20 protein-coding genes and 1 riboswitch are annotated in these 21,211 nt (G+C 69.1%); of the genes, 10 read left to right on the top strand and 10 right to left on the bottom strand.

The window, feature by feature from the left end:
- Window positions 1–22 precede the first annotated feature (22 nt).
- The 3 genes from J2Z30_RS09155 to J2Z30_RS09165 form a co-directional block, all read right to left on the bottom strand.
- Complete coding sequence (locus tag J2Z30_RS09155; protein WP_044569665.1) at window positions 23–820, bottom strand: enhanced serine sensitivity protein SseB C-terminal domain-containing protein; 798 nt, start codon at window positions 818–820, stop codon at window positions 23–25.
- 111 nt (window positions 821–931) lie between these two features.
- Window positions 932–1,738, bottom strand: a complete 807-nt coding sequence (locus J2Z30_RS09160) for an enhanced serine sensitivity protein SseB (protein WP_044569667.1) — start codon at window positions 1,736–1,738, stop codon at window positions 932–934.
- Between the two features lie 238 nt (window positions 1,739–1,976).
- Window positions 1,977–2,681, bottom strand: a complete 705-nt coding sequence (locus tag J2Z30_RS09165) for an AAA family ATPase (RefSeq protein ID WP_372453255.1) — start codon at window positions 2,679–2,681, stop codon at window positions 1,977–1,979.
- A gap of 164 nt (window positions 2,682–2,845) precedes the next feature.
- A riboswitch (glycine riboswitch) is annotated at window positions 2,846–2,956 on the top strand.
- A 170-nt stretch (window positions 2,957–3,126) separates the two neighbouring features.
- Here J2Z30_RS09165 and gcvT point away from each other — a divergent pair.
- The 4 genes from gcvT (at window position 3,127) to J2Z30_RS09185 (ending at window position 7,709) form a co-directional block, all read left to right on the top strand.
- Window positions 3,127–4,254 (top strand): glycine cleavage system aminomethyltransferase GcvT, encoded by a 1,128-nt coding sequence (gene gcvT, locus J2Z30_RS09170; protein WP_044569670.1) that lies wholly within the window; start codon window positions 3,127–3,129, stop codon window positions 4,252–4,254.
- Window positions 4,255–4,501: 247 nt separating this feature from the next.
- A complete protein-coding gene (gcvH, locus tag J2Z30_RS09175) occupies window positions 4,502–4,882 on the top strand; it encodes a glycine cleavage system protein GcvH (protein WP_044569671.1) in 381 nt (126 codons plus the stop codon).
- Between the two features lie 26 nt (window positions 4,883–4,908).
- Entirely contained in the window at window positions 4,909–6,189 is a 1,281-nt protein-coding gene (glyA, locus tag J2Z30_RS09180; protein WP_044569672.1) for a serine hydroxymethyltransferase, read from the top strand.
- Window positions 6,190–6,326: 137 nt separating this feature from the next.
- Entirely contained in the window at window positions 6,327–7,709 is a 1,383-nt protein-coding gene (locus J2Z30_RS09185; protein ID WP_044569673.1) for an L-serine ammonia-lyase, read from the top strand.
- 763 nt (window positions 7,710–8,472) lie between these two features.
- On the opposite strand, the gene J2Z30_RS09190 is transcribed toward J2Z30_RS09185, so the two are convergent.
- Window positions 8,473–9,372: an MBL fold metallo-hydrolase gene (locus J2Z30_RS09190; protein ID WP_044569674.1), complete on the bottom strand. Its 900-nt coding sequence runs from the start codon at window positions 9,370–9,372 to the stop codon at window positions 8,473–8,475.
- A 249-nt stretch (window positions 9,373–9,621) separates the two neighbouring features.
- Between J2Z30_RS09190 and J2Z30_RS09195 the strand changes: the two genes are divergently transcribed.
- From J2Z30_RS09195 to J2Z30_RS09220, 6 genes are all read left to right on the top strand, one after another.
- The gene (locus J2Z30_RS09195) at window positions 9,622–10,680 is read left to right on the top strand and encodes a histidinol-phosphate transaminase (protein WP_044569675.1); all 1,059 of its coding nucleotides are present in this window, start codon (window positions 9,622–9,624) and stop codon (window positions 10,678–10,680) included.
- Window positions 10,681–10,788: 108 nt separating this feature from the next.
- Window positions 10,789–12,042 (top strand): NAD(P)/FAD-dependent oxidoreductase, encoded by a 1,254-nt coding sequence (locus J2Z30_RS09200; RefSeq protein WP_044569677.1) that lies wholly within the window; start codon window positions 10,789–10,791, stop codon window positions 12,040–12,042.
- Between the two features lie 187 nt (window positions 12,043–12,229).
- Window positions 12,230–13,783 (top strand): MFS transporter, encoded by a 1,554-nt coding sequence (locus J2Z30_RS09205; RefSeq protein WP_209468617.1) that lies wholly within the window; start codon window positions 12,230–12,232, stop codon window positions 13,781–13,783.
- 171 nt (window positions 13,784–13,954) lie between these two features.
- Window positions 13,955–14,272, top strand: a complete 318-nt coding sequence (locus tag J2Z30_RS09210) for a putative quinol monooxygenase (protein WP_044569678.1) — start codon at window positions 13,955–13,957, stop codon at window positions 14,270–14,272.
- Between the two features lie 38 nt (window positions 14,273–14,310).
- Window positions 14,311–15,144: an SDR family oxidoreductase gene (locus tag J2Z30_RS09215; RefSeq protein ID WP_044569679.1), complete on the top strand. Its 834-nt coding sequence runs from the start codon at window positions 14,311–14,313 to the stop codon at window positions 15,142–15,144.
- A gap of 1 nt (window position 15,145) precedes the next feature.
- A complete protein-coding gene (locus J2Z30_RS09220) occupies window positions 15,146–16,369 on the top strand; it encodes an acyltransferase family protein (RefSeq protein ID WP_052701341.1) in 1,224 nt (407 codons plus the stop codon).
- 97 nt (window positions 16,370–16,466) lie between these two features.
- On the opposite strand, the gene J2Z30_RS09225 is transcribed toward J2Z30_RS09220, so the two are convergent.
- From J2Z30_RS09225 to J2Z30_RS09250, 6 genes are all read right to left on the bottom strand, one after another.
- Complete coding sequence (locus tag J2Z30_RS09225; protein ID WP_078956620.1) at window positions 16,467–17,192, bottom strand: TetR/AcrR family transcriptional regulator; 726 nt, start codon at window positions 17,190–17,192, stop codon at window positions 16,467–16,469.
- 176 nt (window positions 17,193–17,368) lie between these two features.
- Window positions 17,369–18,385, bottom strand: coding sequence for a methyltransferase (locus tag J2Z30_RS09230; protein ID WP_209468618.1), 1,017 nt, complete (start codon window positions 18,383–18,385; stop codon window positions 17,369–17,371).
- A gap of 32 nt (window positions 18,386–18,417) precedes the next feature.
- Entirely contained in the window at window positions 18,418–19,293 is an 876-nt protein-coding gene (locus J2Z30_RS09235) for an AfsR/SARP family transcriptional regulator (RefSeq protein WP_052701344.1), read from the bottom strand.
- 259 nt (window positions 19,294–19,552) lie between these two features.
- Entirely contained in the window at window positions 19,553–20,479 is a 927-nt protein-coding gene (locus J2Z30_RS09240; RefSeq protein ID WP_044569683.1) for an NADP-dependent oxidoreductase, read from the bottom strand.
- Window positions 20,480–20,507: 28 nt separating this feature from the next.
- Entirely contained in the window at window positions 20,508–20,831 is a 324-nt protein-coding gene (locus J2Z30_RS09245) for an antibiotic biosynthesis monooxygenase family protein (RefSeq protein ID WP_052701345.1), read from the bottom strand.
- 48 nt (window positions 20,832–20,879) lie between these two features.
- Window positions 20,880–21,203: an antibiotic biosynthesis monooxygenase family protein gene (locus J2Z30_RS09250; protein ID WP_044569685.1), complete on the bottom strand. Its 324-nt coding sequence runs from the start codon at window positions 21,201–21,203 to the stop codon at window positions 20,880–20,882.
- Between the last annotated feature and the right edge of the window lie 8 nt (window positions 21,204–21,211).

The raw sequence follows: 21,211 nt of genomic DNA on the forward strand, positions 1-21,211 counted from the left end.
TCAGTACGTGGGACGGGGTGGCTCAGTACGCGGGGCGCGGGGGCGGATAGCCGTAGCCGTACGACGGCGGCGCTGCGGACGTGGCGCCATAGGCGTCACGGTCGAAGAAGGGGCGGGCGTTGGCCCGCATCCACATGGCGACGGGGTCGTACTCGTCCGAGAGCGCGACCGTGGAGACCGGCAGCCCGTCCGGCACGGCGGTGATCGACTGCTCCATCATCACCCGCACCGACTGCACCGACGCGGCGCCGGTGTCGTACAGATCCAGGCCGATCGCCAGGTACGGGGCGCCCAGCGCGGGCTGCACCCAGACGCGCCGCAGCGACCGAACCGCGGCGGTGCGATGCGCGTTCTGCCCCAACAGGGCGTAGAACTGCGGGATGTCGATGGCGGGCTCGGTCAGCCGCAGCGGCCCGGCGGGCAGCCGGTCCAGACCGCCCGCGATCCGGCGCAGATCCGGCCACGGGATGCCCACCCCGCCGCCACGGGCGTGGGGGTTGAGCCAGAGGCCGTAGCGGTCACGGTAGAGCGAGTCGGCGATGAGGCGTCCGTCGACCACCTCATGCGCACGGTTCCAGCCACTGGCGGCCAATTCCTGCGCGGAGGTCACACACGGGGCGTAACCGAGGCCGTCCACGTCCATGTTCCCGTACTGGGCGTCGGGCGAGCCGGGCGCGCCATGCCACAGCAGCATCCAGACCTGGCCCTCGCCGATGGCGTGCAACAGCGCCTCGTAGGCGTCGTACCGGCCGGGAGCGACCTGTTGCAACGCTCGCTCAACCTGGCCGGCCGCCGCCCCCCAATCCGCGCCCGCGCTCACCTGGGTCCGCCCCTTCTCATCGCCTTGCCCACACCTCACCGGGGAGCGTGCTCGCACCCCTCCTGGTCATCAAACCAGCTTACGGGCCGCGGCAGCGGACCCAGGGGTGAGTCAGATGTCACGGTCGTAGAACGGCCGCACCCGTCCCAGCATCCAGTCGGCCACCGGATCGCCCTGCGCCACGTCCAGGAGCACCAGCTGAACCTTCCACGGCACCGGCACCGAGCCGAGGGCGCGGCCCAGCGCCTCCACCGCGCGCGCCTGTCCCTCGGGGCCGGGCTCGTCGAGCTGCACACCGACGAAGAGCGCCGGCTCGTCGCCCTCGACGCTGGCCAGGGCGCGCCGGGCGGTCCGCACCCCGGTGCCCTTGGCGAACTCGATCCCGGCGGCGGCCAGGAAGTCCACCGGCTCGTCCTGCCAGTCCGGTTCGAAGAGCCGCACCCGGCCACCGTTGGCCGGGCCGTCGAGCTCGGTGCGCCCGGCGCGGCACAACTCCCGGACGGCGGGCGGAGGCAGCGGTACGACCACCGCGCCTCCGGGGTTCACCGCGATGCCGAGCTGGGGCGGCAGTCCGCGGGCGAACTCCACGGCCGGGGCGACGGTGAAGGACATATGGGAGCCGACGAGCCGCAGGAACTGCTGCTCGGAGCTGAACACCGGGACATACGCGCCGCCGTCGATCTCCATCGTGGGCAGATCGAGACTCGGGCTGCCCGGACCCCCGCCATTGGGCAGCGGAATCCACAGGTGGCTGCGGGAGAGCGTCTCGACGATGCGCGCTCCGGCGCCGGGGACGTCGACGGAGGCGGCCATCACCTCTTCGAGCTCATTGCCGGGAAACGCCGGATGCGCGGCATACCCGCCGTCCGGGAATCCTCCGTGCGCCGGGGCCACTCCGTACTGCTCCGGGAAGCTCATCTTCGTCCAACCGCCATCTCGTCCGACCTGCCCGAAGCACCCTAACCGCTGGGCGGCCCGGGGCCGGAGGGGGCGGCGGCGATCTCCACAGCACTTCCCCACCTCGTCCGGACCAGGGTCCTTCTGACGGATCTCCGCGGCGTGGCGACGCCGCGGAGATCCGCCAGAAGGACCCTGACCCTCGTCACGCTGTGTGATGCCGATGGCCGATTTTCGGCCACCCGAGGGAGAGGCGTGATCACTCGAAGGAGATGCAGCGCAGCGCGCTCGCGCCTCGCCGGTCCAGCAGCACCGCCGACGCGCACCCCCGCGGCGGACGCCCCTCCTCCATCCCGGTGATCAGCCGCCGCATCGCGCGCAGATGCCGCCCGAAGGCGTAGACGGAGACCCCGCGGCCACGGGCGGCCTGGCCCTCCAGCGCCTCCGTGGCGCCCACGTCCAGCAGCACCATGTGGAGACTGCGGCCCCGGCGCCGCACGTCCCGCGCCAGCCAGCGGCGGACCCACGGCAGCGCCCCGCAGTCGTGCACCACGACGCTCACGCCCGAGCGCAGCGCCCTGCGCAGCCCGGCGTAGTGGGCGTACCGGACCAGCGGGCGGTAGAGCGCGTACGGCAGCCAGCCGGGCAGCCGGCGCTCCCACACCTCGCGGGTGTTCTGCGAGTCCACCCTGATCACGACCGCGCCCGTCTCGTCCAGGAGCGGCACCGTCCGATTGATCAGGGTGCTCTTGCCGCTGCCCGGCAGCCCGGAGGCGACCAGCACATCCCCTGCCGGAAAGCGCAGCTCACGTGGGTCCGTGCCGCCACCCTCCGCCCCGGCGCGCAGATCGTGCACCGCGCTTCTTCGACCGGGGCGGGCCGTCGACCCGGAGGGTGTGCGCCCACGCCGCGCCGGCAGGAGCTTCTGTGTTGTCGCGTGCGTTCCCTGCCCATGCACCGTGATCGTCCTCCCAGGTCGGTCAACGCTGCTCGTACCCGCAGAGTGTCAAGAAAAGGTAATGTCGGGCAAGGCTGCCCCTGACCGGGCGGCCGGAAGCCCGGTCGGATCGGGGCTTCCCTTCTCGGCCATACATGCGATGATGTCCGCGCAACTCCATACCGGCCGCTTGAATCCGCGCGGGAGAGTCCTTGGTGACCGGCATCCGTGCCGGGTGTCCGGGGCGCCGAAGGAGCAAGTCCTCCCTTGAATCTCTCAGGCCCCGATACCGCGCGGACGAGGCAGATCTGAAAAGCGGGCCGCGCGGGCGCGGCTCCACCCAAGGTGCAAGTCGGGCCCCTTACGGGCGTCACGGCGAACCTCTCAGGTTCCGATGACAGATGGGGAGGACGCACGCGTCCTTGTCGTCCGTCCTCGCCGTCGCGCGACCCCGACCTCTGGAGCCTGAATCGTGACCGACGCCCCGCCCACCCCACGCCGTACCGCGCTGGACGCGCGGCACCGCGCGCTCGGCGCCACCATGACCGACTTCGCCGGCTGGGACATGCCGCTGCGCTACGGCAGCGAGCGCGACGAGCACACCGCGGTGCGCACCCGCGCCGGGCTCTTCGACCTCTCCCACATGGGTGAGATCTCTCTCATCGGTCCGCAGGCCGGGGACGCCCTGGACCACGCGCTGGTCGGCCGGCTGTCCGCGCTCGCCGTGGGCCGCGCCCGCTACACCATGATCTGCGACGACGAGGGCGGCATCCTGGACGACCTGATCGTCTACCGCCTCGGGGACGAGGAGTTCCTGGTCGTGGCCAACGCCGCCAACGCCCAGGTGGTGCTGGACGCGCTGACCGGGCGGGCCGGCGGTTTCGAGGCGACCGTAAGGGACGACCGCGACGCCTACGCGCTGCTCGCCGTCCAGGGGCCCGAGTCCGCGGGGATCCTGAAGCGCCTGACCGACGCCGACCTGGACGGGCTGAAGTACTACGCCGGGCTGCCGGGCACCGTCGCGGGCGTCTCCGCCATGATCGCCCGCACCGGCTACACGGGCGAGGACGGCTTCGAGCTGTTCCTGGCGCCGGACGACGCCGAGCGGGTGTGGGAGGCGCTGACCGAGGCCGGGGCCCCGGCGGGCCTGGTGCCCTGCGGTCTCTCCTGCCGGGACACTCTGCGTCTCGAGGCGGGGATGCCGCTGTACGGGCATGAGCTGACCACCGACACCACCCCCTTCGACGCGGGGCTCGGCCGGGTGGTGAAGTTCGACAAGCCGGGCGGCTTCGTCGGCCGCGAGGCCCTGGAGGCCGCGTCCCACCAGGCGGACACCGTCACCCCGCGCACCCTGGTCGGCCTGATCGCTTCAGGCCGCCGGGTGCCGCGCGCCGGATACGCCGTGGTGGCCGCCGACGGCGCATCGATCGGCCAGGTCACCTCGGGCGCGCCCTCGCCGACGCTGGGCAGGCCGATCGCGATGGCGTACGTGGACCCGGAGTACGCGAAGCCCGGCACCGAGGGGGTCTTCGTGGACATCCGCGGTGCCCGGGAGCCGTACGAGGTCGTGGCGCTCCCCTTCTACAAGCGCGAGCGCTGAGCTTCTCCGGGCGCGAGCGCTGAGCATGTCCACGCGCACACGGAACCCCGAGACAGCCCTGACCGTAGCCCGCGGCCGGGGACAGCATGTCCACGCGCGCACGGAACCCCGGCCCATCGCTGAGCCTCTCCGAGCACGAGCGGGCCCCGGCCCATCGCGTCCCCTCGGCGTCGTATCCCTCGGCGCCGCATCCCACCAGCTAAGACCCGTTTCCCAAGCACTCCCCCGTATCCAGGAGAATCGGACCATGAGCAACCCCCAGCAGCTGCGGTACAGCAAGGAGCACGAGTGGCTGTCGGCCGCCGGCGATGACGGCGTGTCGACGATCGGCATCACCGAATTCGCGGCCAACGCGCTCGGCGACGTCGTCTATGTCCAGCTCCCGGACGTCGGCTCCACGGTCTCCGCCGGTGACACCTGCGGTGAGCTGGAGTCCACCAAGTCGGTCAGCGACCTGTACACGCCGGTCTCCGGTGAGGTCACCGAGATCAACGAGGACGTGGTGAACGATCCGGCGCTGGTGAATTCCGCCCCCTTCGAGGGCGGCTGGCTGTTCAAGGTGCGGGTGACGAGCGAGCCGGAGGACCTGCTCTCCGCCGACGAGTACACCGCCTTCGCCGAAAACTGACCCTCCTTATTCGATCGGGACCCTCGATGTCGCTTCTCAACAGCTCCCTGCACGAGCTCGACCCGGACGTCGCCGCTGCTGTCGACGCCGAACTCCACCGCCAGCAGTCCACCCTGGAGATGATCGCCTCGGAGAACTTCGCTCCGTCGGCGGTCATGGAGGCCCAGGGCTCGGTCCTGACCAACAAATACGCCGAGGGCTACCCCGGCCGCCGCTACTACGGCGGCTGTGAATACGTCGACGTGGTCGAGCAGATCGCCATCGACCGGGTGAAGGAGCTCTTCGGCGCCGAGGCGGCGAACGTCCAGCCGCACTCGGGCGCCCAGGCCAACGCCGCCGCGATGTTCGCCCTGCTCTCCCCCGGCGACACCATCCTGGGGCTGAACCTGGCACACGGCGGCCATCTGACCCACGGCATGAAGATCAACTTCTCCGGCAAGCTCTACAACGTGGTGCCCTACCACGTGGACGCCGAGACCGGTCTGGTCGACATGGACGAGGTCGAGCGGCTGGCCAAGGAGCACCGCCCCAAGCTGGTGATCGCGGGCTGGTCGGCGTACCCGCGCCAGCTGGACTTCGCCGCCTTCCGCCGGATCGCGGACGAGGTCGGCGCGTACCTGATGGTCGACATGGCCCACTTCGCGGGTCTGGTGGCGGCCGGGCTGCACCCCTCGCCCGTACCGCACGCCCATGTGGTGACCACCACCACCCACAAGACCCTGGGCGGTCCGCGCGGTGGCGTGATCCTCTCCACCGCCGACCTGGCCAAGAAGATCAACTCGGCGGTCTTCCCGGGCCAGCAGGGCGGTCCGCTGGAGCATGTGGTCGCGGCGAAGGCGGTGTCCTTCAAGGTGGCGGCGAGCTCGGCGTTCAAGGAGCGTCAGGAGCGCACGCTGGAGGGCGCCAGGATCCTCGCCGAGCGCCTGAGCCAGGACGATGTGCGGGAGGTGGGCGTCGCCGTCCTCTCCGGCGGCACCGATGTCCATCTGGTCCTGGTCGATCTGCGCGACTCCGAGCTGGACGGGCGGCAGGCCGAGGACCGGCTGCACGAGGTCGGCATCACGGTCAACCGCAACGCGATCCCGAACGACCCGCGGCCCCCGATGGTCACCTCGGGTCTGCGGATCGGCACCCCGGCGCTGGCCACGCGCGGCTTCACCACGGAGGACTTCCGCGAGGTCGCCGACGTGATCGCGGAGACGCTGAAGGCGCCCTCTCCCTTCGGGGCGGCCGACGCGGACGCGCTGAAGGCCCGGGTCACCGCCCTGGCCGACAAGCACCCGCTGTACGCGCACCTGTCCAAGTAACCCGGGCACGGGGGCGCGTCCGCCCGGCGCGCCCCCACCGCACCATCCGCACCGACCCCGCACCACCCCATGCACGGCCCGCGCGCTTCCCCGGCGGGCACACGCTTCCCCCGGCGTGCAGACGAAGGAGTCTCCCGGTGGCCATTTCCGTATTCGACCTCTTCTCGATCGGCATCGGCCCGTCCAGTTCGCACACCGTGGGCCCGATGCGGGCCGCGCGGATGTTCGTCCGCCGGCTGAAGAACGAGGGTCTGCTGGCCCACACCGCGTCCGTCCGCGCCGAGCTCTTCGGCTCCCTGGGCGCCACCGGTCATGGCCACGGCACCCCGAAGGCCGTACTGCTGGGCCTGGAGGGCAACTCCCCGCGCACCGTCGACGTCGATACGGCCGACGGCGAGGTGGAGCGCATCCGCACCACCAAGCGGCTGCGGCTGCTCGGCGCCGAGATCGGCCCCGGCCACGAGATCGACTTCGACGACTCGGCCCAGCTGATCCTGCACCGCCGCCGCTCGCTGCCGTACCACGCCAACGGCATGACGCTGTGCGCGTACGACGCGGAGGGCCATCCGCTGCTGGAGAAGACGTACTACTCGGTCGGCGGCGGCTTCGTGGTGGACGAGGACGCGGTCGGCGAGGACCGCATCAAGCTCGACGACACCGTCCTCACCCACCCCTTCCGCACCGGTGACGAGCTGCTGCGGCTCTCCCAGGAGACGGGCCTGTCCATCTCGGCCCTGATGCTGGAGAACGAGAAGGCGTGGCGCACGGAGCAGGAGATCCGGACCGGGCTGCTGGAGATCTGGCAGGTCATGGAGGCATGCGTGGCCCGCGGCATGTCCCAGGAGGGCATTCTGCCCGGCGGCCTCAAGGTCCGCCGCCGCGCCGCCACCGCCGCCCGCGCCCTGCGCTCCGAGGGCGACCCGGGCGCCCGTGCCATGGAGTGGATCACCCTCTACGCCATGGCGGTCAACGAGGAGAACGCGGCGGGCGGCCGCGTGGTCACCGCCCCCACCAACGGTGCGGCGGGCATCATCCCCGCCGTCCTGCACTACTACACCCGGTTCGTCCCGGGCGCCGACGAGGAGGGCGTCATCCGCTTCCTCCTCGCCGCGGGCGCCATCGGCATGCTCTTCAAGGAGAACGCCTCGATCTCCGGCGCCGAGGTCGGCTGCCAGGGCGAGGTCGGCTCCGCCTGCTCGATGGCCGCCGGCGGCCTCGCCGAGGTCCTCGGCGGCTCCCCGGAGCAGGTGGAGAACGCCGCCGAGATCGGCATGGAACACAACCTCGGCCTCACCTGCGACCCCGTCGGCGGGCTGGTCCAGATCCCCTGCATCGAGCGCAACGGCATGGCCTCGGTCAAGGCGGTCACCGCCGCGAGGATGGCCCTGCGCGGCGACGGCCGCCACCATGTCTCGCTCGACAAGGTCATCAAGACGATGAAGCAGACGGGCGCGGATATGAAGGTCAAGTACAAGGAGACGGCGCGGGGCGGGCTCGCGGTGAACGTCATCGAGTGCTAGGGAAATGGGCTCTGACCAGCGTGTTTGTTTCTTTCAGCGCTGTCGGGGCCTTCCCTGTTTACGTAGCGGAAAGTCCCTGAAAAGTCCCTGGGGAAATCCCCTCAAGACGGGCGTCTGACCTGGAAGTTCGTGGTACTCACATGGGCAGCACGTAGTGATAGTTGCCCGCGCCGACCGCGGCTTCGCGGGTCCGGACCACGAACCCTCAAGACGATCAGAAGCGCGGCTGCTGCCCAGGCGCGAGATCTTCCTGCGGGTTCTCCGGGCCGCGCAAAGTAACGGCCAGGTCCACGAGGACGCCGATCTGGAGCAGGCGGTGAGCGCTGTCGGGGGCGTGTTACGCCGACCACCTCGCCGGTCGGCCCACGGACGCCGAACGGGCCGCCCACGTGATCGACTCCGTTCTCCAGGGAATCGCGGACCAGCCCCACGACGACAGCGCTACTGGCCGTGGCGCCTCGCCGAACAGCTGATCACGAAGTGGGCGCGGGCCTCCTCAACACCGGGCCGCGTGGCCGCCGCGCCGCCAGCACATATCGCGGTCCCGCTAAGCGCAACCCGTGTTGCAGAGCCCAAAGGCGTCCGCGCTCCCCTGGTCGCCACCGGTGGCACTCCAGTCCCGGACAGCGACCCCGATTTCCTGCCTGCAGCCGGGTTGTCACCCCGCGGTGCGCGGGGTGACAGACCGGGGGCAAAACTCCCGAGTCAGGATACCGGGATTGCCGGATCTGCCGCAGTAGACACTGGGCTGTGGAGAGAGGTCTCACTCCCCGGGCACAGGCACAAACCGATAGGCCCGTCCTTCGTCACGCACCCTGCCAGCGACGGGAGCGTCGAAGTGGCTGCCAAAGAGGACGGTGTCACTTTTGGCCAACTCGGCGAAGAGATTCTGGCGCGTACGAGTGGCCTGCGCCGGGTCCACGTCGGCGGTGGCGCACATGTCGGTCTGGGCGAACTGGACCGGGTGGTGGAGGCAGTCGGCGGAGATCACCGCGGAGTGCCCGGCGCTGTCGAGCCGGACCATTACCTGGCCAGGCGTGTGGCCGGGCGCCGGCAGCAGCCGGACGCCGGGGGCGATCTCAGTGCCGGCTTCCGGGACATCGGTGGGGGACAGTTGTCCGGTCCCCCGCAGTGGGTCGATGGAGTCGGCGAACATCTCGCGCTCGTCGTCCTTCAGCTCGCGATCGGCCCAGTACCCGTGCTCGGCCTGTGCGCACACGTAACGCGCGTTGACGAACGTGGGCACCCATGTGTCACCGACCAGGCGGGTGTTCCAGCCGACGTGGTCCTGGTGCAGATGGGTGTTGACCACCACGTTCACGTTCTCGGGTGTGAAGCCGACAGCCGCCAGCCGATCCAGGAAGGGGGTACTCAGGTGGTCCCAGGCAGGGAAGGGTCGGCTCTTGCCGTTTCCGACGCCACTGTCGACGAGGATCCGTGCGTCGCCGAGCTCGACGGCGAAAGCATGCACCGATCCGAGGAGTTGCCCGTCGTCGTCCACGTACGACGGTCGCAGCCAGGCCGATTCGGCGACCACGTCCGGCGTTGCACGGGGGAGGAGCCATCGCCCGAACCCCCGCAGAGGAATCTCCTCGATTCGGTGCACCGTCATCTCGCCGATTTGCCAGCTCGCGCTCTCGGACATCTTCTGTGGAGTCGTCATGTCGGTGAAGTTACGTTCCAGAGCTGGTAGTTGGATGAAGAGGTGCTGGCGGATCCGCTGAGGGCACAGGTCAGCGGCTCGCGCACGCTGCTGGCGTACTCAGGGGCAGTGACAGCAGAATGCCCGGAATCATGGCCTGCCGCTGAACCGGACAAGTCACTGTCAGCGCTTTGTCAACGGTCCTTGGCACGATGCCGCCATGACAGGTTGTGTACCTGGTCACAGATGCGTTCTCACAGGAGCTCTGCGATGACGGGACCAGAACCTCGGCTGCGGGCCGTCCTGAACACCCTGTCCTCTCGCCCGCGGGCGATGACGGACAGCATCTACCGTGCCCACGCCAACGAATGCCCCTACCCTCCGGTCCGCGCGGTGATCGAGTCCGTGAACGAGGCGGGAGCCGCGATGAACCGATACCCGGACGACCGGTGTTCCGAGCTTGTCCGCGCCATTGCGGAGGACCTGCTCGTCCCCACAGCGCATGTCGCGGTCGGGCCGGGGAGTACCGCGATCGTTCAGCAGCTACTGCTGGCCACGGTAGAACACGGCGATGAAGTCGTCTTCTCCTGGCCGTCGTTCGAGCGGTATCCGACGCTGAGCGCGGTCGCTGGGGCCCGACCGGTGAGCGTACCGCTCCGAGGGCCCGACCAGGATCTGAGGGGGCTTGCCGAAGCAGTGACGGCCCGCACTCGGCTGATCTTCATCGGCAACCCCAATGACCCTACGGGTACCAGTGTGGACCGGCGCGACCTCGACGTCTTCCTGGAACGTGTGCCCAGCGACGTCCTCGTCATACTCGACGAGGAGTACCAGGAGTCCACCGACGCTCCGAGCGGCCCTGACGGCGTACGACTGCACCTTGAACGGCCCAATGTGGCGGTGGTCCGCTCCTTCTCGCACGCGAACGGGCTGGCGGGTCTGCGGGTCGGCTTCGCGATCGCCCGTCCAGCGGTGGCCCGCGCAGTACGCAGGACAGGTCTGCCGTACGCGGTGGACGTCATGGCACAGGCGGCGGCGCTCGCGTCACTGCGGGCCAAGGCCGAGGTGTCAGAACGGGTGCTCGCGCTGCGGCGGGAACGGGACCGGGTGGCGGGGTTCCTGCGGGCCAGAGGCTGGCGGATCCCCGCTGCCGGCGGGAACTTCCTATGGCTGCCGCTCGGCGACCGATCCGCAGAGTTCCGGCGGGCCTGCGCCGATCTCGGTGTGGCCGTCCATGAGGTGCACCGGACGGGGGTGCGCGTCACCATCCGCGAGGTGGAGGCGAACAACCTGGTTCTATTCGTGGCTTCCCGCTTCTCCGCAGCGTGATCGCGACCTGTCCTCACTGTTCCACGAGCGTGCCTTCAGACCGGCACGAAAGCCTCTCCCGAGCGGGCCGGACGACCGGCACCCCATCGAGGAAGAGGGGAAGGCACGATGCCGAACGAGGAACCACTCAGCGAGGAATGGGACGTCATCGTCGTCGGCGGAGGACCGGCCGGCGCCTCGACGGCCGGGCTGCTCGCCCAACGGGGACACAGGGTCCTGGTCCTGGAACGGGAGAAGTTCCCGCGCTACCACATTGGGGAGTCCCTGATCACGGGCTGCGTCGGAGTGCTGGAGGAACTCGGCGTCAGGGAACGGGTCGAGGCCCTCGGTTTCGTCAAGAAGTTCGGCGGCAGCCTGGTCTGGGGGCGCGATGGCCGGTGGCAGTTCAAGTTCACCGAGGGCGAACCGGAGTTCCCCAACGCATACAACGTGCGCCGGGCGGACTTCGACGCCCTCATCCTGACCCGGGCCCGCGAGCTGGGGGCCGAGGTGCGGGAGGAGGTGACGGTCAGGAAGCCGCTCGTCGAGGACGAGCGGGTCGTCGGGGTCGCCTATGCCGAGCGGGGCGGCGCCGAGTGCCGGGTCAGGGCCCGGTTCGTCATCGACTGCTCCGGGCAGGCCCGGGTTCTCGGGCGGGAAATGACCCAGGTCGAGTTCCACGAGGATCTGCGCAACGTGGCCGTGTGGAGCTACTTCCAGAACGGCCTCCCCCTGACCGGCGACGAGGCCGGGAACATATTCATCGAGCACGTCCCCGGGGGTTGGTTCTGGTATATCCCGATGTACGACAGCACCCACAGCGTGGGCTACGTCACCGCTGCCGAGGACGCGTCCGCGACGGGGCTCGGCCTCCCGGAGCTGCTGGAAACGAAGCTCAAGGAGTCCACCCATCTGCGGCAGATGCTGGAGAACGGCACCCGGGTGAGCGCGTACCGCAGCGCCCGGGACTGGTCCTACGCCTGCGATCGCATGGCCGGGCCGGGCTGGATGCTCGCCGGTGACGCCGCCGCGTTCGTGGATCCGCTCTTCTCCACCGGTGTGACGCTGGCCATGCTGGCCGCCGGCGCTGCGGCCAAGGCGGTCGACTGCGTTCTGTGTGATCCCGCACGGGAGGCCGCTGTAGGCGAGCGGTACGAGCGCTCGTACCGAGAGTTCTTGGAGAGCATCCTGTCTTTCGTCCGGTTCTTCTACAACGCGGGCCTGGATCGCGAGGAGTACTACAAGTACGCACAGGCCCTGGTGGACCCGGGGAAGCTCTTCTTCCCACGCAAGGACTTCGTGACCCTGATCTCCGGCCTCAACTCACTACGCCCGATCTTCGACCTGGACACCGACAACCTGAGCAGCTCGGTCATCGCGTAGTCCGCGCGCCGATCCCGCGCGGCCGAGCACGCCACGGAACAGCCGCAGTCCGGCCCTGGCTCCTCGCTCCAGGGCCGGACTGCCACACCCACCCAATCCCTAGCATTGCAAGAGAAACCCTACCACTGCTAGCCTTTCCTCTAGCGATGCTAGTCCCGCTGGAACGGAAGGCTGAAGATCAATGGACATGAAGGGCTTACCGGCCGACACCGATGCGTCGTCGAGCCCCGAGCGGACCGAGACCACCGGCGGCTGGTGGCCGCTGGTCGCGATTGTCCTGGCCGTGTCGATGCTGATGCTCGACGGCACGGTGGTCATTGTGGCTCTGCCGGACATTCAGGACAGCCTGCACACAACCCTCAGGGACTCGCAGTGGGTACTCAACGCCTTCACGCTCGCCCTGGCCTCCTTCCAGCTCGCGGTCGGCTTCCTCGGTGACCGATTCGGCCGCCGGCGGATGTTCCTCGGCGGTGTGCTGCTGTTCGGGGCGGCGTCGGTGGCGTGCGGTCTGGCCTGGTCCCCTGAGTTCCTCATCGCGGCACGGGCCGTCCAGGGCGCATCGGGCGCGGCCATCTTCTCCATGACCATGGCCCTGATCGCCCAGTGCTACACCGGAAAGGCCCGCGGCACCGCCTTCGGGGTCCGCGGTGGCGTCGCCGGCGCCATGGTTGTCCTCAGTCCCCTGCTGGGCGGAGTCATCGTCTCGTCGCTGGGCTGGCGCTGGATCTTCTTCATCAACGTACCCATCGTGGCCGCCGTCGTCGTGATCGGCTGGTTCAACATCCCCGAGCAACTGGAGCTACGCAAGGTCCAGCGCTTCGACGGGGGCGGTCTGAGCACGCTCACCGCAGGCCTTCTACTGCTGACGTACGTACTCCTGAGCGGCGACGACTACGGGTGGACCAGTAACAAGGTCGTCGTGCTGCTGACCGCCGCGGTGGCCTGCCTCGCCGCCTTCCTGTTCATCGAGGCACGGCACCCCGACCCGATGCTCGACCTGTCGCTCTTCCGCGGCCGTTCGTTCACCGGCACCCAGCTGGCCACTCTGTGCACCAACGCCAGTTTCTTCGGACTGCTGGTCTACCTATCCCTGTATCTGCAGAACCAGCTCGGCTATTCGGCGCTGAAGGCGGGCCTGTGCTTCCTCGCCGCCAACGTGCCGATCCTGCTGGCCGGTCCGATCGCGGGTTCCCTGATGGACCGACTGCCGGCCCGGGTGCTACCGACCCTGGGTCTCATGCTCGTCGGCGTCGGCATGATCCTGATGTACGGCATCACCACCGACTCCACCGTCAAGGCGCTGATCCCGGGGTTGATCGCGGTCGGCTTCGGTCTCGGCATCGCTCTCCCCTCGCTCGGCGCACTGGCGATGGAAGTCGCCGACTCCCGCCGGCTCGGCATGGCCGCCGGGATCAACTCGACGGTGGGGCAGGCCGGCATGACCATCAGCATCGCCGTCTACGGCGCCTTGCTGGAGCACCAGGTGAGCACCACGATGAGTGACCGCCTGGACGGTGGGCTGCCTGTGCGGGAGCTGGCGAACGCGGCGGCCGGTGGTGACATCGCGCAGTCCGTGGGCCAACTGAGCGGGGCCGTGAGGGCACAGGTGGTCAGCGCGGCTCGTGAGGGGTTCGTGGCCGGGATGAATCTCCTGTTCCTCGTCGTGGCCGGCGTGGCCTTCGTCGGCGCCGTCCTCACCGTGACGCTGGTACGGCTCAGGGCCCGCGCCACGGACAACTGACCCCTCCCCTCAGCCGGGCTGATCGCCATGGCTGCCCCTCCACAGCAACCAGCTGCGTCCGCACCTCCTGACCGGTCCTTCAGAAGAACCGGAGAGTGGTCCGCGAGGCTGACGATCGACGGCGGCGACGCGGACCTGAGGCCGCCCCAATTCACCGGGAGGTGTTCGTCGATGGCACACATTTCCACCGAAGATAACCTGTTCACCATCATCAACCTCGGAACCGTGCTTCCCGAGAATCTGGACCAGGTGATGACCGTCATCCCCGACATGGTGAGGGCGATGAGGCGGATGCCGGGCTTCGTGTCGGCGAACGTGCACACCAGCGACGACCGGACCCGTTTCGTGGTCTACGCGCAGTGGGAATCGGAGGGGCATTTCAGCGCGATGCGGCAGGAGCCCGCGCTGACCGCGCACTTCGGCCGGATTCGCGATCTGGTCACCCAGTTCACCCCGCTCACATGCGCGGTCGGATACAGCCGCGACTAAGCCTGCGAACCCCAGCGACCCCGAGGTGGTGCAGAAATATGTCCATGACCCCCTTCTTCCTCAACGACCGCGCTGCCGTGGTCACCGGAGCCGGACGCGGCATCGGCGCCGCGACCGCCATAGCCCTGGCCCGGGCCGGCGCCGACGTGCTGATCGCTTCCCGCACGCAGGAGGATCTGCGTGCGGTGGCCAAGGAGATCGAGAGCCACGGCCGCCGTGCCGTCGTCGTCCGGGCTGACCTCTCCGCGCCGGGGACAGCCGGGGAACTGGCCGAACGGGCTATGGACACCTTCGGCCGGCTGGACATCGTGGTGAACAACGTGGGCGACGCCGAGATCGAGCCGTTCCAGGAAACCTCCTGGGAGGCCGTCGAAAAGGCGCTCCGGTACAACGTCGGAACCGCTCACGCGCTGACCCGTGCCGCCCTGCCGCACCTGCTCGCTGCGCGGGACGGGGGTGCCGTGGTGAACATCTGTTCCACCGTAGGCAGGGTGGCGGCCCGCGGCTGGCTGTCCTACGGCATGTCGAAGGCGGCACTGGCCCACTACACGCGGCTCGCCGCCCACGATCTGGCGCCCAGGGTCAGGGTCAACGGGGTCGTGCCGGGCGCCATCGCCACCGACAACCTGCGGTTCGTGATGGAAGACGACGCGGCGCGCCGCGAGTTGGAGGCCGCGACGCCGATGCGCCGAGCAGGGACGCCTGAGGACGTCGCGCACGCTGTCGTCTACCTGGCCTCCCCCGCCGCCTCGTACGTCACCGGCACCCTGCTGGAGGTGGACGGTGGCATCGAGACCACGAACGTGGACCTCGGCATACCGGATCTGGAGGCCCTCCCCTGTCCTGCGGGTCCCGGGGAGGAAGGAATCTGACATGCGGACTCCCCGTGGCAGAGGTGCCCGGTCCGCGCCAGCGCCACAGCGGTCGGCCATCGCGGGCGACGAACGGCTGCCGTCCCTCACAGGACTCCGCTTCGTGGCCGCCATATTCGTCTTCCTCTTCCACTTCACCTACGAGGGGATGTGGAGCGAGCCGGGCGCGGTGGACTTCACCATGCACGCCTTCGGCAAGGCCGGCTGGGCCGGGGTGTCGCTGTTCTTCGTGCTCAGCGGCTTCGTGCTGACCTGGTCCGCCCGGCCCGACGACACGGCGCCCCGCTTCTGGCGCCGCCGGTTCGCCAAGGTCTACCCGAACCACTTCGTCGCCTGGACGGCCGCCATCGTCCTGATGGCCATGGCCGGATGGACCCTGGAGCCATTCCAAAGCGTCCCACGGCTCACCGCCCCGGACACCTGGCTGCCCGCGCTGCCCAACCTCTTCCTGATCCAGGCATGGTTCCCCCAGGCCAAGGTCTTCCTCAGCGCCAATCCGGTGGCCTGGACCCTGGCCTGTGAGGCGTTCTTCTACTTGCTCTTCCCTCTGCTGTACCGCTACCTACGGCGGATCCGGCCCGAGCGGTTGTGGCCATACGCCTGGGGCCTCATGGGGCTGGTGATGTGCATGCCGCTGGTCGCCAAGCTGCTGCCTGAGAAGCCGGGCTACGTCTGGAACCCGGAGCCGCTGTATCAGGTGCTGTTCGTCAACAACTTCCCGCCCGTGCGTTTGCTGGAGTTCGTGCTGGGCATTCTGCTCGCCCGGATCCTCCAGACCGGCCGCCGGGTTCCCGTGAACCTCCCGACGGCGAGCGCCCTGCTGGTCGTGGTCTACATCGCCACCATCGACTCGCCGTACCTCTACCAACAGGTGGCGACCACGATCGTGCCCATCGCCCTGCTGATCCTGGCTGCGGCCGCCGCCGATGTGCGCGGGCAGGTGTCTCCGCTGCGCAATCGGCTCGTCGTCGAACTGGGTGTGCAGTCCTACGCGTTCTATCTCCTGCACTACATGGTGCTCATCAGCGCGCACCACCTGGTCGGGACGGACGCGCGGTGGAACGTGGCCCAGGCGGCCGGGCTCTTCGTGCTCATCTTCGCGGTCACCCAGGCGCTGTCCTGGCTGATGTACACGCGGTGGGAAGCACCTCTCCTACGGTTCCTGGGCCCGCCGCCCAACAGAAGGGCCCAGGATGCGGGACAGCAGGTGATGGCCGACCGGTGACAGGCCACCGGTTTACGTGCGGCTGGACACAGGACACACGGGCAGGGGCTCCAGAGACTGCTGCAGATCGGCGCCCGAGCTCCTGCCCGACGCTTCGTCAGTTCTCTTTTCGTTCCCCCGCGAAGCCGCCGAGCATGCCGCGCAGGCCGAGCTCGAACCGCTCATCGAGGCCTCGTTCGGTCAGCGTCTCACGTATGGCTGCGATGTTCGGGAAGCGCTCCGGGGACAGCCCTCTGAGCAAATCGTTCATCTCGCGCAGCCGTGCCTCACCGGCCTCACCCCGGCCGAAAGCTGTCTCCTGGATGACGAACCCGACGACGTAGTAGGTGAGCAGCAGATAGGCGTAGCCGGCGGTCCGGTCGTCGAAACCGGCCCGTCGCATGGTGCCGATGACGTAATCGCTGAGCCTGAGTCCGTTCGGTCCGAGGAGGGCGCGGCCGGTGAACAGCGGCATGGCGGCGGAGTATTCGAGGAACGCGGCGCGCAGATTACGGGCGGTCTCGGCCAGCCGCTCCGCCCACGCCTCGGGTTCTCCGTCCTCCGGGAGCACGCATTCGCCGACAATCGCGTCGGCGACCAGGTCGAAGAGATCCTCCTTGTTCTGAAAATGCCAGTAGAGAGAAGGATTCTTGACGTCGAGTTCGGCTGCGAGTTTACGCATGCTGAACGCTTCATATCCGTGCCTCACCAGCAATTCCAGGGCGACGCGTACGATCTCGGAGCGGGTCAGCTGCGGCTCGGCGGTCCGATTGTCGTTCCACAGACTCCGCGAACTGCGGCGGGGCTTCCCTTTCTGCGGATCACCGGCACGTTGAGCTGTCATCTGCTGCTTGGGTCCAATCGGGCTCTGCGCGTTTGAGCTACAAGCTAGCACTGCATGGTTGCCATGGACCTGTACGTGCCAGTACTGCGAGGAGCCCGCACGGCGATGCGGCCGTAATGAAGGCGATCATCCCCGGTCGGGGGATGCCCGGGGATGATCGCCGGCCTTGGGATGGGTCACTTCTTGTGCGCGGTGATGAGCCGCTCCGTGGCGGTCAGCGGTTCGGTGCGGATGTCCTGGAACCCGGCGGCTCCCAGCCACGACAGGGCATCTGCGGAGGTGTACTCGGCGCCGCCGCTGCGGACCAGCTTCATGTTCACACTCATCAGCAGGCTGCGCGCGGGACCGGAGCGGTCGTCGTCGATCAGCTCGTCGTAGATGAGCAGGTCACCGCCCGGGGCGAGGGCCTCGTAGACCCGCCCCACCAGCAGCGCCCGGCTCGGCTCGTCCCAGTCGTGCAGGACATGACCGAAGATCATCACGTCGGCCTCGGGCAGCGGATCGGTCCGGAAGTCGGCCGCGTGGAAGGTGACCCGCCCGGCGGTTCCGAGGGCCGCCATGTGCTCGTCGAAGTGCGCTTTGAGCGGCGGCAGGTCGACGCACACGCCCCGCAGGTGCGGATGCGTCGAGACGATCCTCGCCACCAGATTGCCGCGGGCCCCGCCCAGGTCCGCCACGCTCCGGTAGCGGCTCCAGTCCACGCACTCGACGAGTCGGGCAGCCACGGCCGCGGACGCGCTGTCCATGGCGGCCATGAAACCCCGTACCCGGTCGTGGTCCTTGTAGAACTCGCCGAACGTGTCGTCGCCCTCCTGGAGCCGTCCGGTCCTCAGCAGGTCGCTCAGGCGACCCCAGGCCGGGTACAGCGCGCGGCCCATGAAGGACAGGAAACCGCCGACGTAGCCGGGCTGGTCGCGGTCCAGCAGCCGCTGCGCGGGCACGGAGTTGGCGTACTGGCCATCTCCGGTACGGCTCAGCAACCCGAGTGCGACCAGCGCGTCCAGGAAGTCCTGTGCCGCCCGGGGGTGCAGCCCGAGTTTCACCGTGATTTGCTCATCCGTCATAGGTGCCTGGGCCAGTTCGGTGAACAGGCCTAACTCCACGGCGCTGAACAGGGCCCGCGACCGCCAGAATCCGCTGGCGATATCCATGACGAAGTCAAGATCGGAACTGACCGAATCCGAGGCCTCCACCTGCTGCTCCCTTCTCGCGGAAATCCGTACAGTCATCCTCGGACACACAGATCGGAAGTCACTGAAGACGGGGTCAGGCTCGGCACGATGGCGTCCCTGACGGACGCGACGGCCAGCGGCCTCCCCCACGCGGTCGCCGCCGCGGGCGCGAGGGCGGGGCGCGTGCCGGGGGCCCGGTCGCCGAGGATCTGCCGGGCGAGCCGCTGCAGCCGAGCCCCGGGAGGGACTCCCAGTTCCCGGTCCAACCACTCACGCGCCCGCTCGTACGCGAGCATGGCCTCCGCCTGCCGTCCTGCCTGGCACAGGGCGATGATGAGCAACTCGTGCACCCGCTCCCGAGACGCGTGCGCTCGAGCCAGGTCGGACAGGCCGGCGAGGACGTCTGCGTAGTTACCCTCGCGCACCTCGGCGTCGATCCAGTCCTCGACGACGCCCAGCCGCTCCTCCTCCAGATTGCCTCCGCACAGCCCGGTCAGCCACGGCGAGTCGATGTCGGCCAGCGCGCGGCCGCGCCAGACCTCCAGCGCCTGCCGGAACTGCTCCGCGCGGCCGCTCGTCCGGGCGTCCGCGACCATGCGGCGGAAGCGGTACAGGTCGATGCAGTCCGGGTCGACGTCCAGGACGTAGCCCCCCGAACGGGCCGAGATCGCCACGGGCGACGGCGCCGGCAGCGAGCGTCGCAGCCGCGAGATGTGGGCCTGTGCCGCGTTGCGGAGGGTAGGTAACGCGTCCGGGCCCCAGACGGCCTGGACGATCTCGTCGAGCGGGATAACCGTACCCGGCCGCAGCAGGAACGCGGCGAGCGTCGTACGGCGTTTGACGCCGCCGACCGGGAGGCGCCCCCTCGACCACCACGCCTCTACCGGCCCCAGTAGCTGGAACCGCAGAGCGTGTCGCTTCTCCTGCATCTTTCGTCACCTCGCACGGTTGTGGATCGGGCGGCATCCACCGGCCCTGGCGGTTCGGAGCCCACCACCCCCCCTAGCGCCGCTAGTCATAGCCTAGCGACGCTAGGCTCCTTCCGGCAATGCCAGTGCCCGGGGTGGGCAACGTTTCGGCCACGCCCGTACACGGCGGGCCGGACACGCGCGAGCGGGGCGTCCGGCCAGTGCCGGACGCCCCGCGGGGTGACGCTGGATCCCGGTCCGCAGGCACGGACCAGCCTCGCTACGGTATGAGCACCAGCCGCCCTCGTATGCCGCCCTTGGCGAGCATCTCGTGCGCCTGGGCAGCCTGTTCGAACGGGACGGTCTGGTGGACCCGGAGGGTCAGTCGGCCCCGGTCGACCAGCGCCGCCAGCCGGCTCAGCTCCGCCCCGTCGCTGTGCATGTGAACCCGGTGGACTTCGATGCCGCGTTCGGGCTCCGGTGTCTTCGGCGGTGTCAGACTCGCGAACGCGCCGCCGTCCTTCACCGTGCCCACCATCTGCGGCCCGATCGCGGCCGCGTCCACCATGGCATCCACACCCTCCGGGGCCACGGCGCGCAGCGCCCCAACCGGGTCGTCGGAGCGCGGCACGTAGACCGCGTCCCGCGACGTGACGAACTCTTCATCCCGGGCGGAGGCGAGTCCGACAACCTTCAGCCCGCGTTCCCGGGCCAGCTCCAGGGTGAAGCCGCCAACCGCTCCGCCCGCTCCGGTGATCGCGAGGGTCTGTCCGGCCTCCAGCCCCAGAAGATCCAGCGCCCGGGTCGCGGTATGCGCGTTGACGGGCAGTGCCGCCGCCTCAGTCAGATCCACCGTGGAGGGCGCCGCCGCCAAGGCGGCCGCGTCCAGCACCACGTACTCCGCCTGGGTACCGACCTTGGTGTCGAGCCAGTCGGAGACCGCGACGACCGGATCGCCCGGGGCGAATCCGACGACGCCCGGCCCGACCGCGTCCACCGTGCCCGAGGCATCCCATCCGAAGACGTACAGCGGGGCCGCAGGCAGCATGGGCCCCAGCCAGCCGGCCCGTGCGACCAGGTCGAAGTTGGCCACGGCCGCTGCCGCCACCTTGATGCGCACCTGGCCCGCCGCGGGCTCCGGCACGGGTACGTCGACGACCGTCAGTGCCTCCGGGCCGCCGAACGAGGTGATACCTACCGCTCGCATTCTGCCTCCTGGGAAGAGTCCGGCCGGCTCAGACCACCGTGTGGCTGTAGGCCACACGGCAAGGAGTGGGATCGACGGAGGTGATGATCCCGCTCACCTCCTTGAAGTACTGCTGGAGGTCCGAGCGGGCCCGCATGGCGTCGAAGTCCTCCTTGCTCTCCCATTCGGTGATGGTGATCAGTCGCTTGCCGTCGTGGCTGAGGTGCATGGTGACCGAGATACACCCCGGGTGCTCGCCCATGACGTCGGAGCCCTTGGACATGACCTCGAACAAGCGCTCTTGGTGTTCCGGGTCGGTGTGGAAGGTGTTGACCATCGTAAAGTGGGCCTTGTCGGCCGGGATACGCGCCACTTTCTCTTCCTTTCAGGTGGGTGTGCGATGCGGGTGGGCGTCGGCAGATTACGAGTTGTCGTGCGTGAACGCGACTCGGCAAGCGATCAGATCCACACCTTTGACCAGTTCTCGCACCTCACGGAAGTGCCCCTGCCGGTCCGGGTCCGCACGCATCGCCTCGAAGTCCTCCTTGCGCTCCCACTGCGCATATCCGATGACACGCGTGCCGTCATGGCTGAGATGCACGGCGGACGCGACCAGTCCGGAAATTCCGCGCAGTTTCTCCTCGCCCTCGACGATGATCTCGAACAGCCGCCGCTGGTCCTCCGGCGCAGCCGTGAACACACTGATCGTGGTGAAGTAGTTTTTCTTGAGGGAGATTTCCGGCATTCTCGTTG

The organism is Streptomyces iranensis (genome assembly GCF_017874715.1).
In the GTDB taxonomy this organism is placed as follows: Bacteria; Actinomycetota; Actinomycetes; order Streptomycetales; family Streptomycetaceae; genus Streptomyces; species Streptomyces iranensis.